The 22,859-nt window shown below is 43.4% G+C and carries 20 protein-coding genes; 10 read left to right on the forward strand and 10 right to left on the reverse strand.

Annotated features, from left to right (window positions below; genetic code table 11):
* Window positions 1-7: 7 nt before the first annotated feature.
* Window positions 8-475 carry a hypothetical protein gene (locus MHN81_RS05545; protein WP_239425218.1) on the forward strand — a complete coding sequence of 156 codons (468 nt, stop codon included), beginning with the start codon at window positions 8-10 and terminating at the stop codon, window positions 473-475.
* On the opposite strand, the gene MHN81_RS05550 is transcribed toward MHN81_RS05545, so the two are convergent.
* Window positions 462-1,631: a heparan-alpha-glucosaminide N-acetyltransferase domain-containing protein gene (locus MHN81_RS05550; protein WP_239425219.1), complete on the reverse strand. Its 1,170-nt coding sequence runs from the start codon at window positions 1,629-1,631 to the stop codon at window positions 462-464. The genes MHN81_RS05545 and MHN81_RS05550 overlap by 14 nt on opposite strands.
* 98 nt (window positions 1,632-1,729) lie before the next feature.
* A complete protein-coding gene (locus tag MHN81_RS05555) occupies window positions 1,730-2,695 on the reverse strand; it encodes a helix-turn-helix domain-containing protein (RefSeq protein WP_239425220.1) in 966 nt (321 codons plus the stop codon).
* A gap of 96 nt (window positions 2,696-2,791) precedes the next feature.
* On the opposite strand from MHN81_RS05555, the gene MHN81_RS05560 reads away from it, so the two are divergent.
* Window positions 2,792-3,205, forward strand: coding sequence for an MAPEG family protein (locus MHN81_RS05560; protein ID WP_023398158.1), 414 nt, complete (start codon window positions 2,792-2,794; stop codon window positions 3,203-3,205).
* A 111-nt stretch (window positions 3,206-3,316) separates the two neighbouring features.
* Here MHN81_RS05560 and MHN81_RS05565 read toward each other — a convergent pair whose 3' ends face one another.
* On the reverse strand, window positions 3,317-4,786 hold the full coding sequence (locus MHN81_RS05565; RefSeq protein ID WP_239425221.1) for an alpha/beta hydrolase: 1,470 nt from the start codon (window positions 4,784-4,786) through the stop codon (window positions 3,317-3,319).
* Window positions 4,787-5,083: 297 nt separating this feature from the next.
* On the opposite strand from MHN81_RS05565, the gene MHN81_RS05570 reads away from it, so the two are divergent.
* Both MHN81_RS05570 and MHN81_RS05575 read left to right on the forward strand, forming a co-directional pair.
* Window positions 5,084-6,892 carry a S8 family peptidase gene (locus tag MHN81_RS05570; RefSeq protein WP_239425222.1) on the forward strand — a complete coding sequence of 603 codons (1,809 nt, stop codon included), beginning with the start codon at window positions 5,084-5,086 and terminating at the stop codon, window positions 6,890-6,892.
* 11 nt (window positions 6,893-6,903) lie between these two features.
* Window positions 6,904-7,341 (forward strand): hypothetical protein, encoded by a 438-nt coding sequence (locus MHN81_RS05575; RefSeq protein ID WP_239425223.1) that lies wholly within the window; start codon window positions 6,904-6,906, stop codon window positions 7,339-7,341.
* 66 nt (window positions 7,342-7,407) lie between these two features.
* Here MHN81_RS05575 and MHN81_RS05580 read toward each other — a convergent pair whose 3' ends face one another.
* Window positions 7,408-9,192 (reverse strand): DUF885 domain-containing protein, encoded by a 1,785-nt coding sequence (locus MHN81_RS05580; protein ID WP_239425224.1) that lies wholly within the window; start codon window positions 9,190-9,192, stop codon window positions 7,408-7,410.
* 16 nt (window positions 9,193-9,208) lie between these two features.
* Window positions 9,209-9,709: a redox-sensitive transcriptional activator SoxR gene (soxR, locus tag MHN81_RS05585; protein ID WP_023398153.1), complete on the reverse strand. Its 501-nt coding sequence runs from the start codon at window positions 9,707-9,709 to the stop codon at window positions 9,209-9,211.
* A 92-nt stretch (window positions 9,710-9,801) separates the two neighbouring features.
* Here soxR and MHN81_RS05590 point away from each other — a divergent pair, with 92 nt between their 5' ends.
* Window positions 9,802-10,257, forward strand: a complete 456-nt coding sequence (locus tag MHN81_RS05590; protein ID WP_239425225.1) for an NAD(P)H-dependent oxidoreductase — start codon at window positions 9,802-9,804, stop codon at window positions 10,255-10,257.
* Here MHN81_RS05590 and MHN81_RS05595 read toward each other — a convergent pair.
* Window positions 10,254-11,165, reverse strand: a complete 912-nt coding sequence (locus MHN81_RS05595) for a helix-turn-helix domain-containing protein (RefSeq protein ID WP_239425226.1) — start codon at window positions 11,163-11,165, stop codon at window positions 10,254-10,256. The two genes, MHN81_RS05590 and MHN81_RS05595, sit on opposite strands and share 4 nt — an antisense overlap.
* A gap of 154 nt (window positions 11,166-11,319) precedes the next feature.
* On the opposite strand from MHN81_RS05595, the gene MHN81_RS05600 reads away from it, so the two are divergent.
* Complete coding sequence (locus tag MHN81_RS05600) at window positions 11,320-12,840, forward strand: aldehyde dehydrogenase family protein (RefSeq protein WP_239425227.1); 1,521 nt, start codon at window positions 11,320-11,322, stop codon at window positions 12,838-12,840.
* On the opposite strand, the gene MHN81_RS05605 is transcribed toward MHN81_RS05600, so the two are convergent.
* Window positions 12,837-13,718, reverse strand: coding sequence for a LysR family transcriptional regulator (locus tag MHN81_RS05605; protein WP_023398149.1), 882 nt, complete (start codon window positions 13,716-13,718; stop codon window positions 12,837-12,839). The two genes, MHN81_RS05600 and MHN81_RS05605, sit on opposite strands and share 4 nt — an antisense overlap.
* A 99-nt stretch (window positions 13,719-13,817) precedes the next feature.
* Between MHN81_RS05605 and MHN81_RS05610 the strand changes: the two genes are divergently transcribed.
* The 4 genes from MHN81_RS05610 (at window position 13,818) to MHN81_RS05625 (ending at window position 17,499) form a co-directional block, all read left to right on the forward strand.
* The gene (locus MHN81_RS05610; RefSeq protein WP_239425228.1) at window positions 13,818-14,411 is read left to right on the forward strand and encodes a LysE family translocator; all 594 of its coding nucleotides are present in this window, start codon (window positions 13,818-13,820) and stop codon (window positions 14,409-14,411) included.
* Window positions 14,412-14,894: 483 nt separating this feature from the next.
* Entirely contained in the window at window positions 14,895-15,800 is a 906-nt protein-coding gene (locus MHN81_RS05615) for a histone deacetylase (RefSeq protein WP_023398147.1), read from the forward strand.
* Between the two features lie 205 nt (window positions 15,801-16,005).
* Window positions 16,006-16,617, forward strand: coding sequence for a DUF3421 domain-containing protein (locus tag MHN81_RS05620; RefSeq protein WP_239425229.1), 612 nt, complete (start codon window positions 16,006-16,008; stop codon window positions 16,615-16,617).
* A gap of 354 nt (window positions 16,618-16,971) precedes the next feature.
* Window positions 16,972-17,499 carry a hypothetical protein gene (locus tag MHN81_RS05625; protein ID WP_239425230.1) on the forward strand — a complete coding sequence of 176 codons (528 nt, stop codon included), beginning with the start codon at window positions 16,972-16,974 and terminating at the stop codon, window positions 17,497-17,499.
* 360 nt (window positions 17,500-17,859) lie between these two features.
* Here the strand turns inward: MHN81_RS05625 and MHN81_RS05630 are convergent, their stop codons facing one another.
* The 3 genes from MHN81_RS05630 to MHN81_RS05640 all read right to left on the reverse strand — a co-directional run bounded on the left by MHN81_RS05630 (window position 17,860) and on the right by MHN81_RS05640 (window position 22,832).
* The gene (locus MHN81_RS05630) at window positions 17,860-19,212 is read right to left on the reverse strand and encodes a DUF1501 domain-containing protein (protein WP_023398144.1); all 1,353 of its coding nucleotides are present in this window, start codon (window positions 19,210-19,212) and stop codon (window positions 17,860-17,862) included.
* A gap of 11 nt (window positions 19,213-19,223) precedes the next feature.
* The gene (locus MHN81_RS05635; protein ID WP_239425231.1) at window positions 19,224-21,335 is read right to left on the reverse strand and encodes a DUF1800 family protein; all 2,112 of its coding nucleotides are present in this window, start codon (window positions 21,333-21,335) and stop codon (window positions 19,224-19,226) included.
* 261 nt (window positions 21,336-21,596) lie between these two features.
* Window positions 21,597-22,832 (reverse strand): benzoate/H(+) symporter BenE family transporter, encoded by a 1,236-nt coding sequence (locus MHN81_RS05640; protein WP_343224725.1) that lies wholly within the window; start codon window positions 22,830-22,832, stop codon window positions 21,597-21,599.
* Between the last annotated feature and the right edge of the window lie 27 nt (window positions 22,833-22,859).

Consider the following 22,859-nt stretch of genomic DNA (forward strand, 5'->3'; position numbering starts at 1 on the left):
AATTACCATGATGCACAAACAAAAAATAGCGGTACTTGGATTGATCTTTGTGGCTTTGATGGCCGCAGTGACAGTGGTTGCACATATGTCATGTATTTGGTTGGGAGAAGCATGCTACCGTGCGCAGTTGGCCCCAAATATACTGGTGGAGTCTGCTAAACATGGCACGTGGCTGGCACCTGTTGCTACTGTGGGTGTCTCTTTGTTGTTTGCAATATGTGGCGCGTATGCGCTAGCCGGAGCAGGTTTAATCCGGCGTTTACCGCTCACTTATTTGGCCCTAATGGTGATTGGAATATTGTGCGTGATTCGAGGTCTTGCTGGCTTGGTACTAAGCATGGTGTTTATTGATCTGGTTACGCTATTCTCAGTTATGGCCAGTGTTATTTGGTTTATGTGCGGTATTTTGACTTGCTTGGCTCTAAAATGGGTGCCAAATATAAAAATGGCACCCGCAAGCTCTACAAGTACTTAAGTAAGGGGCTGTGGTGGGTTCGTTTCAGCGCCAAGTAGTATTTGCAAGGAATATACAATGCTAATGTAATGACTACCCATGCTATATAGGCAACCCAGAGATTAGGCTCATAGCTACTGGGCCAATCAAGTGGCGTGCTAAAAAAGTCTATGGTTTGGCCATAGGTTAAGTGGCTGTATATTTGTGCACTGAGGTTAATAACCGGAATATGGAGCAAATAGTAAAACAGTGGCACGCCGCCGAGTATTTTCAAACTATTAAGCCAGTTGAGAGAAAAGCTGCGTATTTGTGCGTATTCAAGGGAAGCCAAAACAAGTAGGCCTGGACCGATTGTCATCAGCAGGTATACCAAAGAGGGCGGGTATTTACTGTTGTTAAGTAATGACATGATAGACGTGATCAATGAGGGATCGGGCACAAATAAATTAGGCTCACCATATATATTACCCAGCTTTAAAAGTGCAAATACAACAATTGTGATCCCACCGAGCGTGGCAAACACCTTGTATCTCAAGCCCGCATTGAGTTTGAACAAAATGCCGCAGCAATAACCTAAAGACATGACTGCAAACCACGGAACTAAAGGGTACAGAGCGAAAATTTGGAGCTGATCTGTGAGGTTAAATGTGGTTGGGCTGTGAAGTAAATGCCAAAGCCAAGCCCTATCTTGCCCAAGCCAATTTAGAATAGCATGATCATTCAGAGCGTTATGTGTGATGATCACTGAGAACGATAAAATACAGAGCAAATTTAACGGTATATATATCATCCCGGCCAAGATAATCATAGAACAACCAATTACCCAAATCACCTGCAAAAAAACCACATCATAGCCAAACTGCCAGCTAAAATTGACGACTGTGAGCTCTAGTAAAATCAGCCAGCCCCCACGACTGAGTAGGTAGTTCCGTAAAACCGCTTTAGACTGAACTTGTTGGCCGTACAAATATGCGCTGATCCCCGTTAAGAAGATAAATAAGGGGGCACAAAAGTGTGTGACCCAACGAGTTAAAAACCATGCTAGCGTTGTTTGGTCTAAATCGGTAGGTGAAAAGGGGGTTTCGGCCCAATAGCGCCGGGTGTGGTCAAGCGCCATGAGGACAATAATTAAGCCTCTGAGAATATCTAGAGAGTACAGTCTGTCTATCTTTGCCACGTAGATTGTCTTATTGTGAACTTAATGTTAATTAACCTTAGTTCAATTTCTCAATATGCGCGGCTTAATGAAGTGAAAGAGTGTCACTTTTCTTACACTTAGTCGAATTGCTCTCGAAAAGCAGAGACAGATTTACCAAAATGACGCTTAAATTGTTTTGATAGTGCCTGTGGGTCTTGATAGCCAACGGAAGTTGCAATATCGGCGAAGTGTTTATTGGAGTAAATCAGCTGCTCCTTGGTTTTTTCAAGACGCAGCAAGCGAATATAGTCAAATGGCGTCATACCGATAGCAGATTTAAAGCGTCGGATCAGCGTGCGGCCAGATACACAGGCTATTTTGGCCAACTCATTGAGCGTAAAGTTCGTTTTTAATTGTGCCTTGATATGGGTTTGAACAGCCTGAACAGCGGTGTCTTTATGTGAATCGAGCGCACTACTGATCATAAATGCGGTTTGGCGCAATTGAGGCTCAGGTATCGCCAACCAGCTCACGACTTGCTGTGCAATACCCTCTCCTATTTGTTGTTTAATGAGCGCGAGCATGACATACATATAGCTATGGGCAGCACCTGCGGTATAGAGTTTTTGGTCGCACAGATAAATAGGTGATGTATCTAAGTTAAGTTCAGGAAAGTAGCGATTAAAAAACGCCTCTAGCCACCAACTGGCAGTAATACGCTGTTTGTCCAATAAGCCAAGCGCTGCCGCATACGCAACACCACAGCACCCAGCAACTAAGGTTGGCGCAGAAATGCCTTTTAGCTTTTTACTCAATAGCGGTGCATAGGAGCTTATCGTGCGGCATTCCTGCCAGAGGCGTTTATCTCCTTGGTATTGGCTGCCGATAATAATTAAAACGTCAAAGTGATTAAGTTCGTTCAGTGTGCAGTCCACGTTAAACGACAGACCTTGGCTGCTGACAATACACTCGTCACCCAGTGACACAATCTGCCATTGGTAGAAGGTTGTTTTCATAACGAGATTAGCCACATTCAATACATCGATAATGCCGGTAAGTGCACTGGCCATCACACCTTGCTGACATAGAATCGCTACCTTCATGTCGTTTTCGCCTTTAATGTTGTCATTGGTGACACTTTAGGGGGCGGGAAGCCTGCTGTAAAGTGACACTACTCTGATCTTTTAAAGGAAATATCTATGTGGATCCATTACCCCATTTTTGCGTTAGTTCTGTTATTTCTATGGCTTTGGCTAGCGACAGCAAGGTTAAGAATAACAGCCGTAAAAAGAGGTGAACTTTCGCTAAAAGCCGTTAATTATGTGCTAAAGGATGAAATGAACGACAGAACTCGACTGTATGGGAATAGCTATGACAACCAATATCAGCAGCCGATTTTGTTTATTTGTCTTTTGGCACTGCTGCATATCGAGTCTATCGCCAGCATTGGTTGGTACATGTTGGCGTTTATTTTCGTCGTGTCTCGATACTGGCATTGTTATGAGCATATTCGCTCAACCAACATTCGAAAGCGTACCGTTGCATTTGCACTTTCAAGCTTGAGCTTATTTGGCGGGTGGATAGCTTGGTTTACGCTGATGATTTTAGGTTGAAGTGCGATGATGTATAAAAAAGCAAGGCATTTGCCTTGCTTTGGTTGGTATCATTGTTTGCCACAAATTAACTGTTGTGGCGCAGTGAGATTGAAACTTTGTAGGGCTTGGTTATTTCAACCATTCAATCATGTTATCCAATAATGCCTGTGTTGCGATAAGCCCATCTTGGCCACCAACATCACACAAACCTAAGCCACATCCATCAAAGTGGTGTTCAGCTTTTTCTAGTAAATGCAATTCGCTGCCAGTACGGCATTGAACCTGAGCATACTGCTTGGTGAAAGCGAGACCATTAGCTTGTGCAGGGCCTGATGAAATATTACCAGCCAATGCATTACAGAGTCTTAGAGACTGAGTTGGAGAAACTATGGTGTCCGCCATTCCGTGACTGATAAACATATCAGGTGCGAGGTGTGGCGCTTGTTCAATAGCTTCCAATAAGCTGTTGTTTACTATTACAGGCTCGTTGCCAGTTAAGTCTTGCCAGTGTGCTTTACCAGATAATGTTGCTATCATTCTTTCAATATAGCCATGAACATAACTACCATCTTGCACTTCCTTAAGTTGGTGAGCAAAGTCAGGCACTGGAAACATGGGGGCGATTTTATCAACTTTGGCTGGGAATTGCTGAGACAGCCATACTGCCATGTGACCGCCAGCTGATTGCCCTGTAATGCGCACCGATTTATCGCTGGTTGTATAGTTTGCATTGTTTGCTTGTACCCACAAAAATGCATCGCGAATATCTTGCTTACTGTCTTCAATGTTTACTTGATTGCATGCAGGCCCAGCTTCTCTATCCTCGACTAAGCGGTAAAATGGCATGTACACCACAAAGCCTGCGTCTGTAAAGTGCGCGATTTGCGCTTCTGCTGTGCGTGCTGTGCCGAGTCTCTCTAGCCATCCGCCACCGTGGATCATCATAATTGGTGTCGCGCTGTGATTGTTAGCATTTTTGTACACCCGCATTTCCAAGTGGCAGCTACCGCGCTCATTATAGGTTGTTTTATAATTTGTCCGCTGTACTAATGGTGTCTCGGCAAAGCTTTGTGGTTTTGTTGTAACTGGCAATGTGGCGCTATAGCCAGGCATCCATGCATCTTGCACATAATTGAGGTCTTCACTGTTGCCGTAGCGCTCTGCACGAAAATCAAACTCTCTTAGGCAAAACTCGGTATCAGACTCATTTTTGTACTCAATTGCAGTTGTACACTGAGCATCTGTGTAATACCAGCTTCTGTGCACACTGTCTGCTGACAGTGCTTTACACTGACCATCTTGGCTATACAGCGTTGGCAATAAATTTGTAGCGGGCTTGCTGGCAACGGCAGCAAAGCAATAGCTTGCGCCTTGTAAAATGCCGGCAATTTCTGGAGAGCCGCTGTTTAGCATATCCCGCAATGCAGCATCATGGTGTTGAAAATAGCCCATTGATGCTTCAAGTGGTGCGCTTCCGTGTGTGGGCTTACCTTCTAAATAGTGTGTGAGCAGTGCTTGTGGATCTGGAAATATTGATGCACTTGCAATAGCAGAGGCGGACAAAGCGAGACAGCCAAGTAAGTTTGATACGTGTTTCATAAAGGTTCCTTGTTGACATACTAAAAGTAAAGACGTGTATTTATTTCATATATTTAGATGTTTTTGGGTGTTTCACATGAATGTAACAAGGTGTAACTGGTTTTGCTTGGTCAAGCGAGATAATAAAGTTGTAATTATATGAATAATAAAGGGAGTTTTATAATTGAATTTTTTATTCAAAAAGAATGTTTGGTGAATTTTTTGTGTCTCAAGTGTTATTTTTATTCCTTTTTTGTGTTTATACTGAGAACAAGGTTTTTGGGTACAATTGTTAAAACAAACAGTAAGTAGCGATTTATGAATATAAAAATAACAAAACTAGCATTCGTTGTAGCCGCTTCTTTAAGCGCAAATGCACATGCCAATATCGAGTATCCTTTGATGCCCGGTGATCCTCTTGTTGACCAGCAATGGCACTTGAAAAATACCGGCCAGGCCGCTTTCTCAGATAGAGGTGGAAAACCTGGTGAAGATATGAATGTATCGCTTACTCATGCTATGGGTATTATGGGCGCAGGAGTAACGGCGGCAGTCATCGATGGTGGGGTGGAAATAATGCACCCAGACTTGAGAGACAATGCACGTCCAGGTTCTTGGAATTTTACAAACAATAGTCCAGACTTGGCACCGGGCAGCCCAACAGACAGACATGGCACAGCCGTTTCTGGGATCATTGCTGCAAGTGCCTTTAACGGCATTGGTGGACGTGGTGTTGCGCCAAGAGCTGGCTTAGTTGGTTTCAACTATTTAGTATCTGGCAACCAAACAATGGCTAACTGGCTGCAGTCTCATGGTATGTATTCCGATGGCTTCGCTAAACAGTCTTTTGACTTTCCTCGTGTTTTTAACCAAAGCTACGGTAGAACGCTCTCTTCACCGAGAAGCTTCGATTACGAAGAGTCTCCATGGCTCAAGACATACGAAGATGCACAAGAAGAAATCACACGCACAACACACGGTGGTCGCGGCGCAATTTTTGTGAAATCGGCAGGTAATGGCTATGAAAGACAAAGTTTCACAGATAGCAAATTTGGGCGCGGCTACCTGCGCTTCGACAATTATAACCATGGTTTGCCACTGCAAAATGTAAACCTTGAGCGTATGGATTCAAGCTTCTGGAACCTAGTTGTTTCAGCGTATAACGCTGACGGTGAGCGCTCGTCATACTCTACAGTGGGTTCAAGTGTATTTGTATCTGCGCCTGGCGGTCAGTATGGTACAAGTTCACCTGCGATCATTACGACAGATGTATCAGGCTGTGATGCTGGTTATAACCCGCTTTGGTTGCGTAATGATTTACATGGCGGGCACCCGCTGGATCCAAACTGTGATTACAGTGCAAGATCAAATGGTACTTCGGCAGCAGCGCCGAATGTTGCTGGCGCGATAGCCGTTATTATGTCGGCAAACCCTGCGTTATCTTGGTTAGATGTGAGACACATCTTGGCAGCGACATCTCGTCGTATAGATGCAGATCATCCAGGCGTAGCACTGTCATTTAAAGATGCAGGCGGCGAGCAAGTGAGCTATCAAGCTATCGACGCATGGCAAACTAATGCAGCAGGTTATCAATTCCATAACTTCTATGGATTTGGTGCTGTCGATGTAGATGCAGCGGTAAACCTCGCGCGTTTTTACGATAAAAACTTAGGTGAGTTTGTAAAAACTGACAGAGAGCTTGTCACGGCAGGAGTTGAAATTCCAGATGGCCGTTTGAGTGGTGTGCAAAGCAATTATCATTACGCGCAAGACCTTACAGTGGATGCTGTGCAGGTTCGCGTAAATATCGACCATACCAGTACTCGAGATTTAGCGATTGAGTTAATTTCTCCGTCCGGAACACGAAGTGTGATCATGACGCCAAGAACAGGTACGATATTGGGCAATGAAGGTATGCAAAATACTCAGATGTTAACGCATCACTTCTATGGTGAACAAGCCAAAGGCGAGTGGACATTACGAGTGATCGATACTGCATCTGAAGATGAAGCTTACATCTTTGATCCACGTGCCTCAGGTGAGCCAAATATCAATATGGTTCATCGCAATAATACTGAAAATGGCGTACTAAAGTCTTGGGATATTCGCTTTTTTGGACGTAATTAAGGAGAAGTATCATGAAATTTAAATTAATCCCTTTACTCGCTGTTGTTGGTAGTTTATACGCAGCACAAGCGAGCGCCCAACCTGCATATGAAGCGACGGCTGTAAGCAGTTCGTCCGGTGTTAGCGTTAACGTGAATGGCAAAGATTATGTCCTAGCAGCATCAAAAAGTGACCAAGATATGGTGACTGGTGCTGCACTGATTGATGTTTCGACCGATGAGACCGTCACACTTACAGGTGAGCTGGTTGTTGAGCTTGAGTCTTTGATCAATGCCAAAGAGTTTGCCTCTGCAAACCGACTGAACCTGATTTACGTTCGAGGTAATCGCGCAATTTTCCAAGCTGCGCCCAATGCTGCGCTGTTGACGTTTAAAAGCGATGTTGAAAAATTAAGTGGCGTTGTAAACGTGCAATTAGGATTTCAAGTTGAAGGATTAGAAGCAGAGTAGGAAATTAAATAAAGCCACGTTTGTGGCTTTATTTTGATGCTGAATCCAAAGCCCCACATGGGGCTTTTATTTTTGCATAAGTTGATTAATGTACTTAACTGGTGCGCTACCGTAGCTTAAGAATTCTTCATGGAATGTTTTTAAATTAAAGTCCTTACCAAGTTTTTCTTTTTGCTGCTCACGCAAGTCATAAATCTCACGGTAACCACTGTAATAACTGGTTAACTGTACCTGACTTAATGTCGCTCTGCGCCATTTTCCTTCAGCCTCTGCACGTTCTTGGAATGCACCATTCATCAATAAATCTAGGCCTTCATCACGGCTGATCCCTTTGACCTGAATTGCATAGTCCAAAATGGTGTTACAGATAACACGCAAGTTCCATTTATAGTACATCAACCACATTTCAGGCTCGTGATTGCCATAGCCTTCTTCTAACATCATGCGCTCAGTGTATACCGCCCAACCTTCTATCATGGCACCGTTTCTTAAGATAGTCTTAATCATTGATGGCGATTTGTTGGCGTAAACAAGCTGCGTGTAATGACCTGGTACAGCTTCATGGATGTTTAGAATTTGTAAGATCCAGTGGTTGTACTCTCGTAAAATTGAGCTCGCTTGCTCTTCTGTTCTCAGCTCTAGTGGCTCGACATTATAATAGGTATTTTCTTTAGCGTCGTATGGACCCGGCGCTGAAATTGACGCCATGGCAAAACCACGCATAAACTCCGGCGTTTCACGCACGACCAGTGGCTTTTCGGGATCTAAAGAGATGAGATCCTTTTCCATAACAAACTTTTCAAGTAATGGGATCTGGCGTTTAATCTCATCAACAAACTTCTCTTTTGGCACATGATTTACAGATAAGTGCTTAATGAGTTTTGCGATGGCTTGTGCATCATCTGTAGGACGCGCTGTGTTAGGGAAGTATTTTGGCCACAACTGGTTTGTTAATTTAACCATTTCTTTGGTAACACGTGCTTTATCTGCGAGTGCTTTTTCATACATGGTCTTTGCGGTGTAACCTGACTGAATATCAAAAGCAAACTTTTCTTCATATAACTCTTCACCAATTCGGAAGCTACGCGCATTGCCATTGGCAGTTAAGTCTTTTTCTAATTCGGTTAGAAAGCTAATGTAGCCGTTAATGGCTGTTTTTGCATTGACAAAGCGAGTCTTAAATAGTGCTTTTTCATCTGCTGTAAGGGCATCTGATGCATCTATTTTGTCAAGCAGGTCGTCCGTCAATACTGAGAATGCCCCTTGGTTTTGGGCAATCGCCAATTGAGTATATTCAAGGGTTGGAGTGTCGATGCTTTTTTGTGCAGCTTGATAAAATTCTGGTACATATTTTAAACGCTCTAAAACCGTTTTGTATTTTACTTCGTCTGACTTAAAGCGGCTGTTTAAGATGGTGGCAAAACCGTATGAAATATTGTAATTGGATGGGTTCCACTGCCAAGCTTTAAACTTTTCAATTTCCCAGATGTTTTTTTCAAGGCCGTTTTCAAGCAAATAATAATCTGTTTTTTGATTGTCACTCAAACTGTTTAAATCAAAGCTACGCAATTGACTTAGTTTCGTTCTTGAGAAGGCTAAATTGCTTGCGCGCGACTCGTCATTAGGTATGGTAATAATATCATCATATTTGCCGTAGCCCACATGTAGAGAAAACTCTGGGTATTGACGCCACATATCTTCAATGAATTGCTCTGAGAATGCAGTAAACTCTTGATTTTGAGAAGCTTCAGCGACAACTGGAGCGGTCGATTGAGAAGTTGAATTTGTTGTTGTACAGCCAGCTAGAGCCAGGGCAGCTGCAACAGCTATTGTGAGCGCTGTTTTTTTCATTCGCTTGTTCCTATTTTTAATTTTCCTTATCATAACAATTTTTTGCGGCTCTTGCTTGCTCTGGCTGTTCAAGCCATACAGCACCGTTACTTTCTTTTGCCACAATGTCATCAGGGTTGTACATAGGGCATGATTTCATAGATAAACAGCCACAACCTATACAGCCATCAACCATCTCTCTGACGCGCATCATATATGCGATTTTTTCATCTAGCTGTGCCTGCCAGAAGCGTGACATATTTGCCCAATCTTCTTTGGTTGGTGTCCTGCTCTGCGGCAATTGGCCTAAGGTTTCCTGAATTTCAGAAAGCGAAATGCCCATTTTTTGCCCTGCTTTAATAACGGCAATTCGGCGCAGTACATCTTTTTTATACCTGCGTTGGTTACCAGTGTTGCGCCAACTTCGGATTAACCCTTTTGTTTCATAAAAGTGCAATGTAGACACTGCAACGTCCGCGCGTTTAGCCACCTGTCCAACACTTAATCGTGGCTCATCTCTGGGTGTAGAGTCCGACATCTTAGCCCCTTTTTAAAAGTTCAAATTAATGCTTTACCTAAACATAGGTTGAGGTTTTAGCCTAGCAGCAAATCAAATAAAGGAGAACAACATTGAACACAATTATCGTATATTCGAGCGCAAAAAAAATGGGCAACACGGGCGTAGCTGTGGAGGCAATGGCTAAAGAATACAACGCACAAACGTTATTTCTGGATGATTATGTCATCAATGATTATAGCTATGAGCACAAAAATAAAGATGATGATTTTAGAGCCTTATTTAGACATGTTCTCCAATTTGAACATGTGGTTTTTGCCTCGCCAGTATATTGGTATGCAGTCACACCCAGAATGAAGGCATTTATTGATAGGATCACTGAGTTTATGGATGACGAAGTACTTAAGCCAGAATTACGTGAGTTGAGAAGTAAACAGTTTTCAATACTGTCTACATCAATACACGAAACTGCACCGCTCGCATTTACGGATATGTTGAGAAAAACCTTTGAGTATTTGGGTATGCAGCTGCGCGGAATGTACCATCAGCAGTTCCCCTACGAAGACTAATTCGATTGTTGCTGTAAAAACAGCGTTTGATACTGCTTAGGCGTTTTATTGAATGCTTTTTTAAAGCTTCGGCTCAATTGACTGGGGTGGCTAAATCCTAAGGTGAAGGCGACGGATGTTACGCTTTCACCCCGTTCCAATAAGGTGCGCGCGGACATCAGCTTTTGACCATGGAGCCAGTTTTGGGGAGTAGTACCAATGCGTTTTTTAAATTGATCAAAAAACTTACTGCGGCTCATGCAAGCGATTTTGCACAGTTTATCGATGTCGAGTTGTTCGGATAAGTTGTGTTTCATGTAGTCTATGGCTGCATGGATACCGGTTTTGAAATTGCACTGCGCCACTTGCTGAAAAAGGAGGTCTCGGCTCTGTTGCTGCAATAGGCGAGCGACCAGTTCATTCAAAGCCAAATCAATGTAGAAGTCACGTTGTGGGGCATTTTCACAAAATAGATGGGTTAAGCGGTTCAGTAGTTGCTGTGTTTGTGCATTATGCTCATTGTGCACCAGTTCTGGATGATAATTGTATAGTAGTTCTGGGCTATCGTTATGTTGATTCAATTGTTCTGCAACCGCAGCGATTTTATCCCTGCTGATTTCTATTGCTAAACAGGTTGTTGGACGGTCAATACAGGCTGTCGGGAAATCAATATAGACTGCTTGTTCTGGTGCCAGTACAAAGCTTTCATTGGGTAAAAATGCTTGGTGATAATCACAACTGTTGACGTGCATGACCTTTTTGCCGGTCAACATGCCACAAAAAAGTACATTGTTGGAGTAAAGCCGGATATGCTGTGCGTTCTCATATGTATCATAAATGCTAAGTTCAACATCATTGCTTGCAAAGTGTACGCGATTCTCAACCAGTGACGTGATTTTTTGCCTTTTTTTATTCAGTTGATCAAGCATTCTTTATTCCCTGTTTGGACTCCTACGCAAACATTTTATACGCAGAGTTAAGTTTTTAATCCGCCTTTTGATTAATGTCAACCAAATAACAATAAGTTTACCGCCAACAGTGCGCGTGAAATAAAACGACAATTTCAAGTTTGAAGAGGCATTTATGATTTATGCAAACCCAAATACATCAGATGCAATAGTGAATTTTAAGCCAGTGTATGACAACTTTATTGGTGGCAATTGGAGTAAACCAGTTGATGGGGTGTATTTTGACAATATTAGCCCTGTTAATGGCAAGGTCTTTTGCCAAGTCGCTAGATCTGGCGCGAAAGATATTGCGCTGGCACTCGATGCTGCGCACAGCGCCAAGGAAGCTTGGGGCTCAACATCAGTGACAAACCGCAGCAACATTTTGCTGAAAATAGCAGACAGAATTGAAGAAAACTTAGAATATTTAGCAGTGGCAGAAACGTGGGACAACGGTAAAGCGATTCGCGAAACCCTTGCCGCAGATGTGCCTTTAGCTGCTGATCACTTTCGCTATTTTGCTGGATGTATTCGGGCGCAAGAGGGGAGTATTGGCGAAATAGATGAACACACGGTCGCATATCATTTTCATGAGCCACTGGGTGTCGTTGGACAGATCATTCCGTGGAATTTCCCTCTGCTGATGGCTGCGTGGAAGCTTGCACCTGCACTTGCGGCGGGCAACTGTGTTGTACTTAAGCCGGCAGAGCAAACACCGGTTTCTATATTATTATTGATGGAGCTAATCGAAGATTTAATTCCGGCGGGTGTAGTTAATATAGTCAACGGGTTTGGTATAGAAGCCGGTGAAGCACTGGCAACCAGTGATCGCATCGCAAAAATTGCGTTTACTGGCTCAACACCTGTGGGTTCACACATTTTGAAATGTGCAGCGGATAACATTATTCCATCCACTGTGGAGCTTGGCGGAAAGTCACCAAACATTTACTTTAGTGACGTCATGGAAAAAGACGATGAATTTTTAAGCAAGTGTGTTGAAGGTGCGGTGCTGGCCTATTTTAACCAAGGTGAAGTATGCACCTGTCCATCACGATTATTCGTTCAAGAAGATATCTATGATGAGTTTATAGCCAAAGTGATTGAGCGAACAAAGCAAATTAAACGCGGAAATCCTTTGGATACCGAGACCATGGTGGGCGCGCAGGCCTCACAGGCTCAATTTGATAAGATTTTAAGCTACATTGATATTGGTAAAAAGGAAGGTGCGGAAGTCCTACTCGGCGGAGAAGTTGAGCAGCTGAATTCGGAATATGAACAAGGTTATTATATTCAGCCAACCTTATTGAAAGGGCACAATCAAATGCGTGTTTTCCAAGAGGAGATATTTGGTCCAGTGATCTCATTGTGCACGTTTAAAGACGAAGCCGAAGCATTAGCGATGGCAAATAGCAGTGAGTTTGGTTTAGGTGCTGGGGTTTGGACACGCAACATGAATCGCGCGTATCAATTTGGCCGAAAAATAGAAGCGGGCCGCGTATGGACAAACTGTTATCACATGTATCCTGCCCATGCCGCTTTTGGTGGTTATAAGCGCTCAGGTATAGGGCGAGAAACACATAAAAAGGCGTTGGATCATTACCAACAAACTAAAAACCTACTAGTCAGCTATAGCGAAAGTCCACTTGGGTTCTTTTAAGTTATAGCCTTTGCAAGATGCGCGACCAGAGCCATGGTCGCGCTCTTTTTTGCAACATTGTTTGGCCAAATAGCATATACCGGTATCGGGGATACATGCCAATCGGGCAGCAACTCACTTAATTCTCCTTGCGCCAAGGCTGACTCGACCAGATAATCTGGGGGAGTTGCAATACCTAACCCATCTTTACACAGTTGCGTCATCCCCTCGACCGTATTAACGGATACTTGGAATTTAAATAGAACATCTTGGTGGCCCAATTGGTGATGGGTGAGTGTTCGTTTATTTGGCAGGCTGGCCAATTTTATCCAAGGCAGCCGTTCAAGGTCTTTTGGTTCATTGATTTGCATATCTGGCTTTATAAACCTAGGGGCGCAAGTCAATTTTCGATTAATGTGTCCAAGGCGCTTACTTTTGAGTTCGCTGCTGGGCAAGCTCCCCACCCGTATTGCGATATCAATGCCTTTCTCGATCAAGTTTTCGTATATATCACTGTAGTTAATGTGCACTTCAAGTGCGCTGTGTCGCTGACAAAAATCAGCCAGGGCACGGGTATACTGCGAGCGCACCAGTGCGGTTGGCAGGCTCACTGTTAAACGTCCACAGAGCGCGTTTGTTTGTGCGCTGATAGCTGATAAACCCTGTTCAACACTTTGCATCATATTGGTACTTACCGCCAATAATTGCTCTCCTTGCTCGGTTAAAGAAAGTTTTCGAGTTGAGCGATACAGTAAGGGCGTATCCAGCTTTTTTTCAAGCATGGTGACGTGGTAACTGACGACCGAAGGAGACAGGTTGAGTGCTCGCGCTGCGCCTCTAAATGAGCCCTGTTCAACAACAGTAGAGAAGATAGCGATGCTTTTTAAATCATCAATCATATTGAGTAAGTTTTTAGAACACTGATTTCTATTTATACCATCTAATAAAAGTTATAACAGGTATGTACACTCAAATTTTACATAAGAATGGAGTGTATTATGTTGATGATCATGGCGATGGGCTTGTATGCGTTTTCTATGTCAATAACGCCTGGACCGGTTAATTTAATCATTTTTTCTGGGGGGCTAAATCGTGGCGTCAATGCCACATTGCCCTTTATTTTTGGCGCGACAATGGGATTTAGCGTTTTATTAGTTGCAACTGGCCTCGGGCTTGGCTGGGTGGTACAGCAACATACTTGGTTAGTCACTCTTTGTACGCTGATAGGCTGTGCTTTTATGTTGTATATTGCGTATGGGCTTTTTCAGGCTGATGGGCAAATAGGCGCGGCTAAAGGATCACAAGCAGGGCTCGGCGCTGGTTTTGCATTAATGTGGTTGAACCCCAAGGCATGGCTTGGTGCAATAGCTGGCAACAGTCTATTTATAGAACCTAATCAAACTGCCAAGTTATTTGTGTTTGTGACGGTATACGCTTTGGTGTGTTTTATCTGTTTAACGCTTTGGGCAGTGTTTGGCAAACAGGTTTCTAAGCACTTAGCTAACGCGCAAAGTTTACCTTGGCTCAATAAAATTGCCGCAGGGGTATTGGTTGGTATGTGCGTTTTGGTATTGCTTGAATTGGTGAGTTGAGATTGGCGCGTTTATTTTTATCTCAACTAGATGGTTATTGATGTTTATGCAGCTACATTGCGTAGTGAATAATCGAGATTGCAAAGGGTTACTAACATACCTTCAAGCAACTGATGTCCATAGGCCCAGTTGAACAGAAGTTTTTTCACAGTGAAGCACGCTACACAGCAGGATATCTAGTTGCGGCCTAGAGTTTAACGCTCTAAGGCCCTTGTTAAGGCTATGGCTTGAACTTTTGCAAAGTACAAATACCAAATAAGATGAGGTGGATTGCATGATTAAGGGCCCCTGAAGTACTGAGATTCGAAGATTGATTTTGTGTTGTTGTGGCTCAGATTGGTCATCCTACTTTTTGCCAATTTTATCGTTTACTTCATTTGTTCACTGCCAGATACTTCTTTTAATTAGCACATTTGGAAAAGTAGCTGCTGAGCCTAGGAGTTGTATGCAACAATATAGCTATGTCAGATATTGTTGTTGCTTATGTATAATCCTAATTTACCGCTAGTTTACCATCCAAACTATTCGTTTAGCTTTGATCCGAAACACCGCTTTGTTGTCAGTAAGTTTGCAAGATTAAAACAGTACTTGGAACAGCAAGGGGTCATTCAGACCAACCTACAACAAGGGCCGGTAGGGCATTACTCCGATTTAGAGCTCGTTCATTGTGAGCAATATGTACGTGATCTATATCACAACCAACTGTGCCCAAAAGCGATGAGAAGGATAGGGATCCCGTGGTCAAAAGAGCTGATGGCGCGTACTTTTACTGCCCCATTAGGAACTTATTTAACTGCAACGCTGGCACTAAAAAATGGTATTGCATGCCATTTGGCAGGTGGCACACACCATGCCCATTACGATTTTGGTTCAGGTTATTGTATGGTAAATGATCTTGCCTACACAGCACAGCGCCTAATAGACGAGCAGCAAGTGCACAACGTGTTAATTTTTGACTGTGATGTGCATCAAGGAGATGGAACAGCGGCGATGTTGGCACACAACCCATATGTGTTTACCTGTTCAATTCACTGCGACAAGAACTTTCCCTTTAGAAAGCAACAAAGTGATTTGGATATAGGGCTAGATCCAAATGTCAGCGACCGTGAATACTTATCTATCGTTCAAGCAACAATAACTGACTTAATTGAACAGTTAAACCCCGACTTGGTGCTCTATGATGCGGGTGTGGATGTTTGGCAAGAAGACACGTTAGGCAAGCTCGATATTAGTTGGCAAGGGCTTGAACAACGAGACCATATCGTTTTGACCACGTGTCAGCGCAAAGGTGTACCTGTTGCGACTGTGATCGGTGGTGGTTACGACAAAGATCACGAACGTTTGGCAAAGCGGCATGCCATCGTTATTGAGCAAGCAGCCAAAATTTAACCCAATATGTTAAGCAAACCTGCATCTTACAAAGCACCACTTTGACTAATAAAATCAATATTTTGAAGCAAGATTTTACTATGTGAAATTTTGTTTTACCGAGTATTTACGATGTTTTTGTGGTCTCTTGGCCATGTTTTTTCCAGTATCAAGATGAGTCCGAGGTTGGGACAGTGTTTTTACCGAGAAAATAAAGGAATAGATTATGGAAAAGCATTTATTGATGATGGGGTTCATGAGCGCGATTGTACTTGTTTCTGTGCAGGTTCATAGTCGTGAATTTGTGCAATGCGGTGGCAGTGGTCACCATGATAGTGGTCGCCACGAAGGTGGTCGCCAAGTAGAAAAGCAAGAGTGCAGTTGGACCGACTCACAGAGCAACAGACAAATCCCCCAATTTTCCGTTAAATTTGAGCATGATGGTACGTCTAGTACCGAAACTGTCTTTATCTGTCGAGACTTAGGACATGTTTTGGGGCGTTTAGTAAACGGTATATGTTATACGTCATGGTATGGTCGAGAGTTTGCAAATAAACGCTTTCAGGTTCTGACAATGGCGTCTCAAAACTACCGCTGGGAAGTGGCAACAGAGCGTATCGATCTCTACGGCGCGACCGAACAAACTGATAAATACTTAGTAAAAGGGTCGTATGAAAGTGGTTTCAATACTTATGTATGTGGTGTGACTGATGGTCATGGCGTACTCAGGGCGGGGAAATTACTGAATGGATATTGCTGGTATGGGGCTGGTGGTCGTGAGCGGAGTTACCCGCTTGCTAGCGGCCGTGTCCATGTGCTTTTTTATACCGAGAGTTGAGCAGGTCGATAAAAGTTTTGAGCCGCAATGTACAGCCTTGGCTCTGCTAGATTGAATCACCCCCTTCAGTGCCAGCTTGTAGACTGGACTGGAATTTACAATGCCATATATAGATTAGGTAGTAAGTATCAGTTCCACCATCACTGCATGCAATTGTGTAGTCGTTACCAGCCTATGATAGGTAAACTTTCAATTCAGGCATACTTGGTTCGGAATTTGCCTAGATATTAAGGGGAGCACCGCTTTTGTACTGGTTGCCGGCATCACGATATAGACAAGTAGCAAAAGATTGCCATACACGGCAAATAGATTGATATATCTGCTAGGTATGTATGGACACAAGAGGGAATTTTTATGTATGTAAACAGCTATGTAGAAACGAGCTATGTAAACAGTGCGACTAACGGGGCAGAGGTTGCAGCAGAGCAAGCATCAAAACCGCAAATGCGAAGTCGTCAATCTACCCCAAGTATTGATAATCGAGAGCAATACGTTAAATATATAAATTCTGCCAGTGAGGAAAAGCTGGCTGGGTCAATTGATGCAATTAAACAATATGGGCCGCCAATTGCAATGTTTAGAATGAGTGATATTGAACAAGCGGCTAATTCAGGAGAAATGCATGATCGTATCGGCAGAGCGATAGCGCATTTTGATAAGGAAGCACAGAAATACCACAAACAGGAACTCGCAATCATCAATGATGGAGCCAAAACAGGGAAGTCTTCTAAGGAGATCTTAATGGAGATTGTCGAATTACGGGATCAACAATCAGAGCTTTTCAAGATGGGAATAAATTGGGGAAGTAAAGGGCTTGCCCATCCTGAAAACTATGACAAGCTGGTTGCTGCAACGCCTAGCTACGTTAATTACTATGCATAATAGCTTCAATGTTGTTCAGTTTAACGTCCAAATGAACAGCGCAACAATCAAGGTTTACTGGCAAGTAACTGTAACAGTTTACCCAAACACAGTTGGTTGTGCTTGTACTGCGAACTAAAAATAAGTACTGCAAAGATGTTGTTGATGACACATTGGTATCTGTTAAGTTTGCGCCTACTGACGTAAATGCTTCAATGCCGCCTTTCGACTTTAGAAGGTAATGGCTGGCTAAGCTTAAAAAATATTACGTCATCAATATTAAAAGTTTCTTCATTTGTTAATGCTGTAGTAGACGCCAAACCAATGGTCAGAGAAAGCAAACAAAGTTCCGCGTTAATATTTTAATAGTGGATAGCACCTTTATCTAAACAATTGCAGTGCCGAGGCGTCAAAGTTAGTTAAATTCGGAAATATGTCAGAAACTTCGATATCACTGAGTCCGAACCATTTGGCAATCGGTGCAAAGTACTGCTCATTAGAGAATTGTGGGATTAGCCGTCCTCCGCCTACATCAATTGCGCTTTCTAATTGCTGAGACAGCATTGTACCGTGCAGCTCCTTACCATTAACTGCCGCTCCCATTAACAGTTGGTTGCCAGCCCAACCATGATCTGTGCCGTCGCCATTGGATGTAAGCGTACGACCGAAATCTGACATGGTGAACGTTGTTACGCTCTCTTGCAGTGACAACTCTGCCAACGCGCTATGAAACTCGGACAACGCGGTTGCCAAAGTTGCAAAAAGGGCAGGTTGACGAATTAATTGGTCATCGTGGGTATCAAATCCGCCTAGAGAAACAAAAAATATTTGCCTCTTATTGCCCGTGTGGTTGCTGATACTCAGCGATTTAGCTACCGCTGCAAGCTGCTCTGATAAGGGGTTATCGCTAAATTGTGTGTTCAGAGTTGGCGCTTGTTCAAGGAGTGCATTCATGTTTTGGACATTGGAAATTGAACTAGAGAGCCTGCTTGCATACGCATCTTGGATTGGGTTGGTAGTAGTACTGAGCAATCTGTCGACAATACTTTTAACGTGGTCCACTTGGGGCTGATAGCCCTTTAAAGCATTAATTTTTGTAATGCCATTTTTGTTTAATGCATAGGGAGTTGTATTGGCACCAACTTGCCACGGATTGGCACCTGCAAGAGAAATATTGCTGGTAAAGCTCGCGTGCTGGTTTAAGCGCTCTAGAATTCGAGCGCCCCAACCTGTATTCAAAGAAACCTTTTCTTGACCATGCATCCAAGTGGCTTGTTGGTCATTGTGTGAGAATAAATGGCCGGGTAAGGGCACTGCTTTGTTTTTGTAATCAGCGAGTGAGGTCGGAGTGATAAGCGTGCCTACTCCGCCAACAAATCCCAATTGACCGGCATTAAATATTGGTTCTAATGCGCTCATACTCGGGTGTAGACCAACACCCCCCGAAAATTGCGTGGTGGTGTTTAATGTGATCGGCTCGGTGACCACTAAATTTTGTCGACTTAGTTCATAATCTACACGTTCAGAACCCGAGGTGGGAACGAGCATATTTAGTGAGTCACTACCGCCGTGCAAGAATATGCATACTAAAGCCTTATAGTCATTGATAGTACTTGAGGAGGCAGAACTGGCGAGTGCTTGCAATTGTAAACTGGTGAGTGCTGCAATGGAGGCTCCGCCTTTTAAACACAGTGACAAAAAAGCTCTTCTCGATTGCTCATTACTATATGGCATAGCGGCAACTCCTAGTTTTGATAATTGAAGTCAGGTGACAGTGATACCATGTAGAGTAGCTGAGCTACTCGATGAACAGCGTCTTTACGGGCAAAGTAGCTATCTAAATCAACCAGAGCAGAGCGTGTACTGTCTGACATGCTGCCTGCAAAATAAACAAGGTTGTAGTAGTCCAGTAATGCTTGTAGACCGTTGTTTGACAACATGGTGATGTCCGATTGCCCATACATATAAATGGTTTTGGGATTTAATGTGTTCTTTCGTTCTGCCATTCGCCATACAAGGTCGCCATAGTGGCCATTGGTCGTCGCAATCATGTTGGAATCAGTGGCTATCTGTAGCTCTGGTGCCACCAAGCCAAGCCCTTGTAACTCATTGGGTACATGATCTGGCCTGAAGAAATTAAATACGGAAGGCGAAAGTAGCGGGCCCTGGCCGTAGGTCGTTGATAAATTCCACGTGTAGTATCGATTTAATTCTGAGCGGGCGTTGAGGACGCGCCATAAATGCACTTTTGTGAGTATCGGCTCTTTTATTTTCCCGCTATGTACAAGCACTGAAGAGTATTTGCGTGCTTCGTCATCAAGTAAAATAGCCTTAATTACAGCAGCTAGGTCGCCTCTAATACCTTGTCCGTTATCATTGAATACCGATGCGACGCGCTCAACATAAGCAGGGGTAGGGTTGGACTTTACCAGCCTTTGTATCAATTGCTTGCTGATAAATGGCGCAACGTTTTGGTGTGAGAATAAGTTGTCTAATGCTTGCTGCATCGACTCTTCAGGCCCGGTGCCTGCCGGTATGATGTCGCCATTGAGCAATGCTTTTTCTTCCATTGAGTGGTAATCAGAAAAAGCGTGCATTGGTAAAGTATAATTTCGACTAGGTCTATCCCAGCGTGCTGAATATGCAAATGTCCAGCCCGTAAACACCTTTGCAAATCCTGCAATCTCTTGTTGTGAGTATGTTGGTATGGTGTTGTTATCATTCAGCTTCGCTGTTCCATCTAAATTCAGCTCATTTAGTCCGATTGTGAATAGTTGCATAACCTCGCGAGCGTAGTTCTCATCAGGTCTTATATTTCGCTCTGCATCCGCTTTTTCATTTCCGAGGTGGCTGAGGTATACGCCCATGACAGGAGATAAGGTTACCGACTCAAGCAGAGCTCTAAAATTGCCAAAAGCATGTTTTAAGAGGGTGTCATAATAGGCAACCATACCCTCAGGTTCACCTTTGAGTGACGTATTGGCATCTGAGACAACGAAAATCTCACTCAGCGCAAATGCTACCCGCTGCCTAAGCTGATCAGGCGCGCTTAAACTTGCCTTCCACCAGGCGTCAATGCGATTTATATGACTTGGATTTTCGCGGTCAGGATAATTTTCCAAAAAAGGCGTGTGGTAGGTGGGCTCAAGGAGTATTTGTTGGTCAAGCCACTCTTCTTCGCTTAACCCCGTCGCTGCTTGTATTTCTGTCAGTGTGGCACCAAGGGTCGCCTGCTGTAGTAAAGCTGAAGCTTGAAGCTCTGTCATTGCATTGACGGATTCAATGTCGGTTTCTACATATGTGCTCAAGCCAGCGTTATTGGTAACAGTTAATGAAAAAGTAAACAGATCTTTTTCGACTGAATGCGTGGTTGGTAAAATAACAGTCAAATTTTGAGAGTCGGTACCTATTAATGTGGCTTCGGGTCCGGCTACTTGCATCCAAGCGTAAGTTAAATTCTCTGTTGGGCTAGTCACAACACTATTAATAATGATTTCATTGCCTTTGCGCAGCACCGCACCGGGGGGCTTCAGGTCAACAATTGGTGCAGTACCAATGTTATCGGCAGCGCCTTCATTTTCTTCGTTGTTACCTTCAGATGAAGATTCATTACCGTCCGCATTACTTTGATGATCACTTTGCCCATTTGTATTGTCGGCTTGTGAACCCGAAGAGACATTGTCTTGCGTATTTGTATCACTGCTGCTTTCGGTACGGTCGCCGCTTGGAGAGGCTGCATTGGCATTTGAAGAGTTAGAGCTATCGGGCGCTGCGTTACTATTAGAGTTGGATTCGCCGCCTCCACCGCAGGCGGATAATAGCACGATGGTAGCAACAGAAAGGAAGCGCATCTTCATATCAAATTCCTCACAAAAGTCTCATCCTTTTATAGCATGGAGGAATATTTTTACAATGTTTTTTTATTAAATTAAAGTTTCTTTTTTAATGAAAAAGGATTGCATTTGCATTTATCTCAATGATTCAAAAAGAAAACCCAAAAGTGACTCAGGCAGGTTAATTATTGAGTCGTACAAGGTTATCTACATGGCACTGCTATTGCTGATTAACGTTTTATCCAATTTGAGTAGAAAGGGCTCACTTGAGGTTTTCATACCGTATTAAACTTTTTCAGACGCATTTGTTTTCAGTGTGAGCGAATATATCCAGCCAACAAAGAGCCCCAGTAGTGTTGAATTCAAGTTTAAAAAGCTCACGTCAGACAAGGTGACTAAAAAGGTGAGTAATGCAGGTTCCCGATACTGTTTAGATTGAAAGGCTGTTTGTAAACACATAAGTAAGGTGCCAAGTAAGGCAAATCCGGCAAGTATATGCGTAATTTCAGTGGGGAATGATAAAAAGATTGATACAACGGAAGTAGCTAGCACGCCAGCGCATAGATAAAAAACACCAGCCCACAGCACTGCTTTGTATCGTGCACTTTTGTCTTTATCTACTCCCTCATTCATACAGATAGCAGCAGAGATAGCCGCTAGGTTTAAACTAAAACCGCCAATGGGCGCAAAAAGCATATTCACAGTACCAGTACCAAATAAAATAGGTTTAACTGGAGATTGATAACCATACGTTTTCATCATCGCGATGCCGGGTAGGTTTTGGGAGAGCATGGTAACTATATATAGGGGGAGTGATATGTTCAAAATAACCGAGAGATCGATATTTGGTGTGACCCAACTGGGCTGAGCTAGGGAGAGTGTAGTTGCAAAAAGCACAGTGTTATCAGAGTGAAATACAAAAACTAGTCCAATGACGAGTAAGGTCAACATTGTGAACCTTGGGAACAATCGCTGGCTGGCAATATAGGCCGAAAACATAAGTAAAAATAGCGCTGGAGTTGTTGTTACAGGTTCAAAAGCGCGAATGCAAAAGGGCAATAAAATAGCGCCTAACATCGCCGTTGCTAGTGGGGCTGGGATCCGCTGTAATGCTTTTGACAATGGCGAGATAAGCCCAGTTAAAAATATGCATAAGCCAGTGAAGACAAAAGCGCCAATAAGGTATTGCAGCTCATAATTCGGCGCCGCGCTGACCAAAATGGCTGCACCGGGTGTAGACCAAGCGGTGAGAATGGGAGTTTTGTAGTACCATGAGTAGCCGATCGAGGTGGCTCCCATAGCGATCCCTAATGCCAGCAACCAACTTTCAATTTGGCTGGGTGATGCACCGGAAGCTGAGGCTGCCTGTAAAATGATCACAATTGAACTGGTATAACCGACCAATACGGCAGTGAAGCCAGCAACGATATGGTTTAGCGTAGAAGATTTTTGGTACATTCTCGCTCCATGAAGTAGAGTAAAATTAATGTGCGTTATAGCGCACGTTAGGTAATGTAGCACTGTGCGCTATAACGCACAATAGGGGGT

Source organism: Pseudoalteromonas sp. Of7M-16 (assembly GCF_022347805.1).
Taxonomy (GTDB): domain Bacteria; phylum Pseudomonadota; class Gammaproteobacteria; order Enterobacterales; family Alteromonadaceae; genus Pseudoalteromonas; species Pseudoalteromonas luteoviolacea_F.

Coding starts and splice junctions, on each gene's coding strand:
- MHN81_RS05545 (WP_239425218.1), top strand. CDS start 8: ATGATGCACAAACAAAAAATAGCGGTACTTGGATTGATCTTTGTGGCT.
- MHN81_RS05555 (WP_239425220.1), bottom strand. CDS start 2,695: ATGAAGGTAGCGATTCTATGTCAGCAAGGTGTGATGGCCAGTGCACTT.
- MHN81_RS05560 (WP_023398158.1), top strand. CDS start 2,792: ATGTGGATCCATTACCCCATTTTTGCGTTAGTTCTGTTATTTCTATGG.
- MHN81_RS05565 (WP_239425221.1), bottom strand. CDS start 4,786: ATGAAACACGTATCAAACTTACTTGGCTGTCTCGCTTTGTCCGCCTCT.
- MHN81_RS05570 (WP_239425222.1), top strand. CDS start 5,084: ATGAATATAAAAATAACAAAACTAGCATTCGTTGTAGCCGCTTCTTTA.
- MHN81_RS05575 (WP_239425223.1), top strand. CDS start 6,904: ATGAAATTTAAATTAATCCCTTTACTCGCTGTTGTTGGTAGTTTATAC.
- MHN81_RS05580 (WP_239425224.1), bottom strand. CDS start 9,192: ATGAAAAAAACAGCGCTCACAATAGCTGTTGCAGCTGCCCTGGCTCTA.
- soxR (WP_023398153.1), bottom strand. CDS start 9,709: ATGTCGGACTCTACACCCAGAGATGAGCCACGATTAAGTGTTGGACAG.
- MHN81_RS05595 (WP_239425226.1), bottom strand. CDS start 11,165: ATGCTTGATCAACTGAATAAAAAAAGGCAAAAAATCACGTCACTGGTT.
- MHN81_RS05600 (WP_239425227.1), top strand. CDS start 11,320: ATGATTTATGCAAACCCAAATACATCAGATGCAATAGTGAATTTTAAG.
- MHN81_RS05605 (WP_023398149.1), bottom strand. CDS start 13,718: ATGATTGATGATTTAAAAAGCATCGCTATCTTCTCTACTGTTGTTGAA.
- MHN81_RS05610 (WP_239425228.1), top strand. CDS start 13,818: ATGTTGATGATCATGGCGATGGGCTTGTATGCGTTTTCTATGTCAATA.
- MHN81_RS05615 (WP_023398147.1), top strand. CDS start 14,895: ATGTATAATCCTAATTTACCGCTAGTTTACCATCCAAACTATTCGTTT.
- MHN81_RS05620 (WP_239425229.1), top strand. CDS start 16,006: ATGGAAAAGCATTTATTGATGATGGGGTTCATGAGCGCGATTGTACTT.
- MHN81_RS05625 (WP_239425230.1), top strand. CDS start 16,972: ATGTATGTAAACAGCTATGTAGAAACGAGCTATGTAAACAGTGCGACT.
- MHN81_RS05630 (WP_023398144.1), bottom strand. CDS start 19,212: ATGCCATATAGTAATGAGCAATCGAGAAGAGCTTTTTTGTCACTGTGT.
- MHN81_RS05635 (WP_239425231.1), bottom strand. CDS start 21,335: ATGAAGATGCGCTTCCTTTCTGTTGCTACCATCGTGCTATTATCCGCC.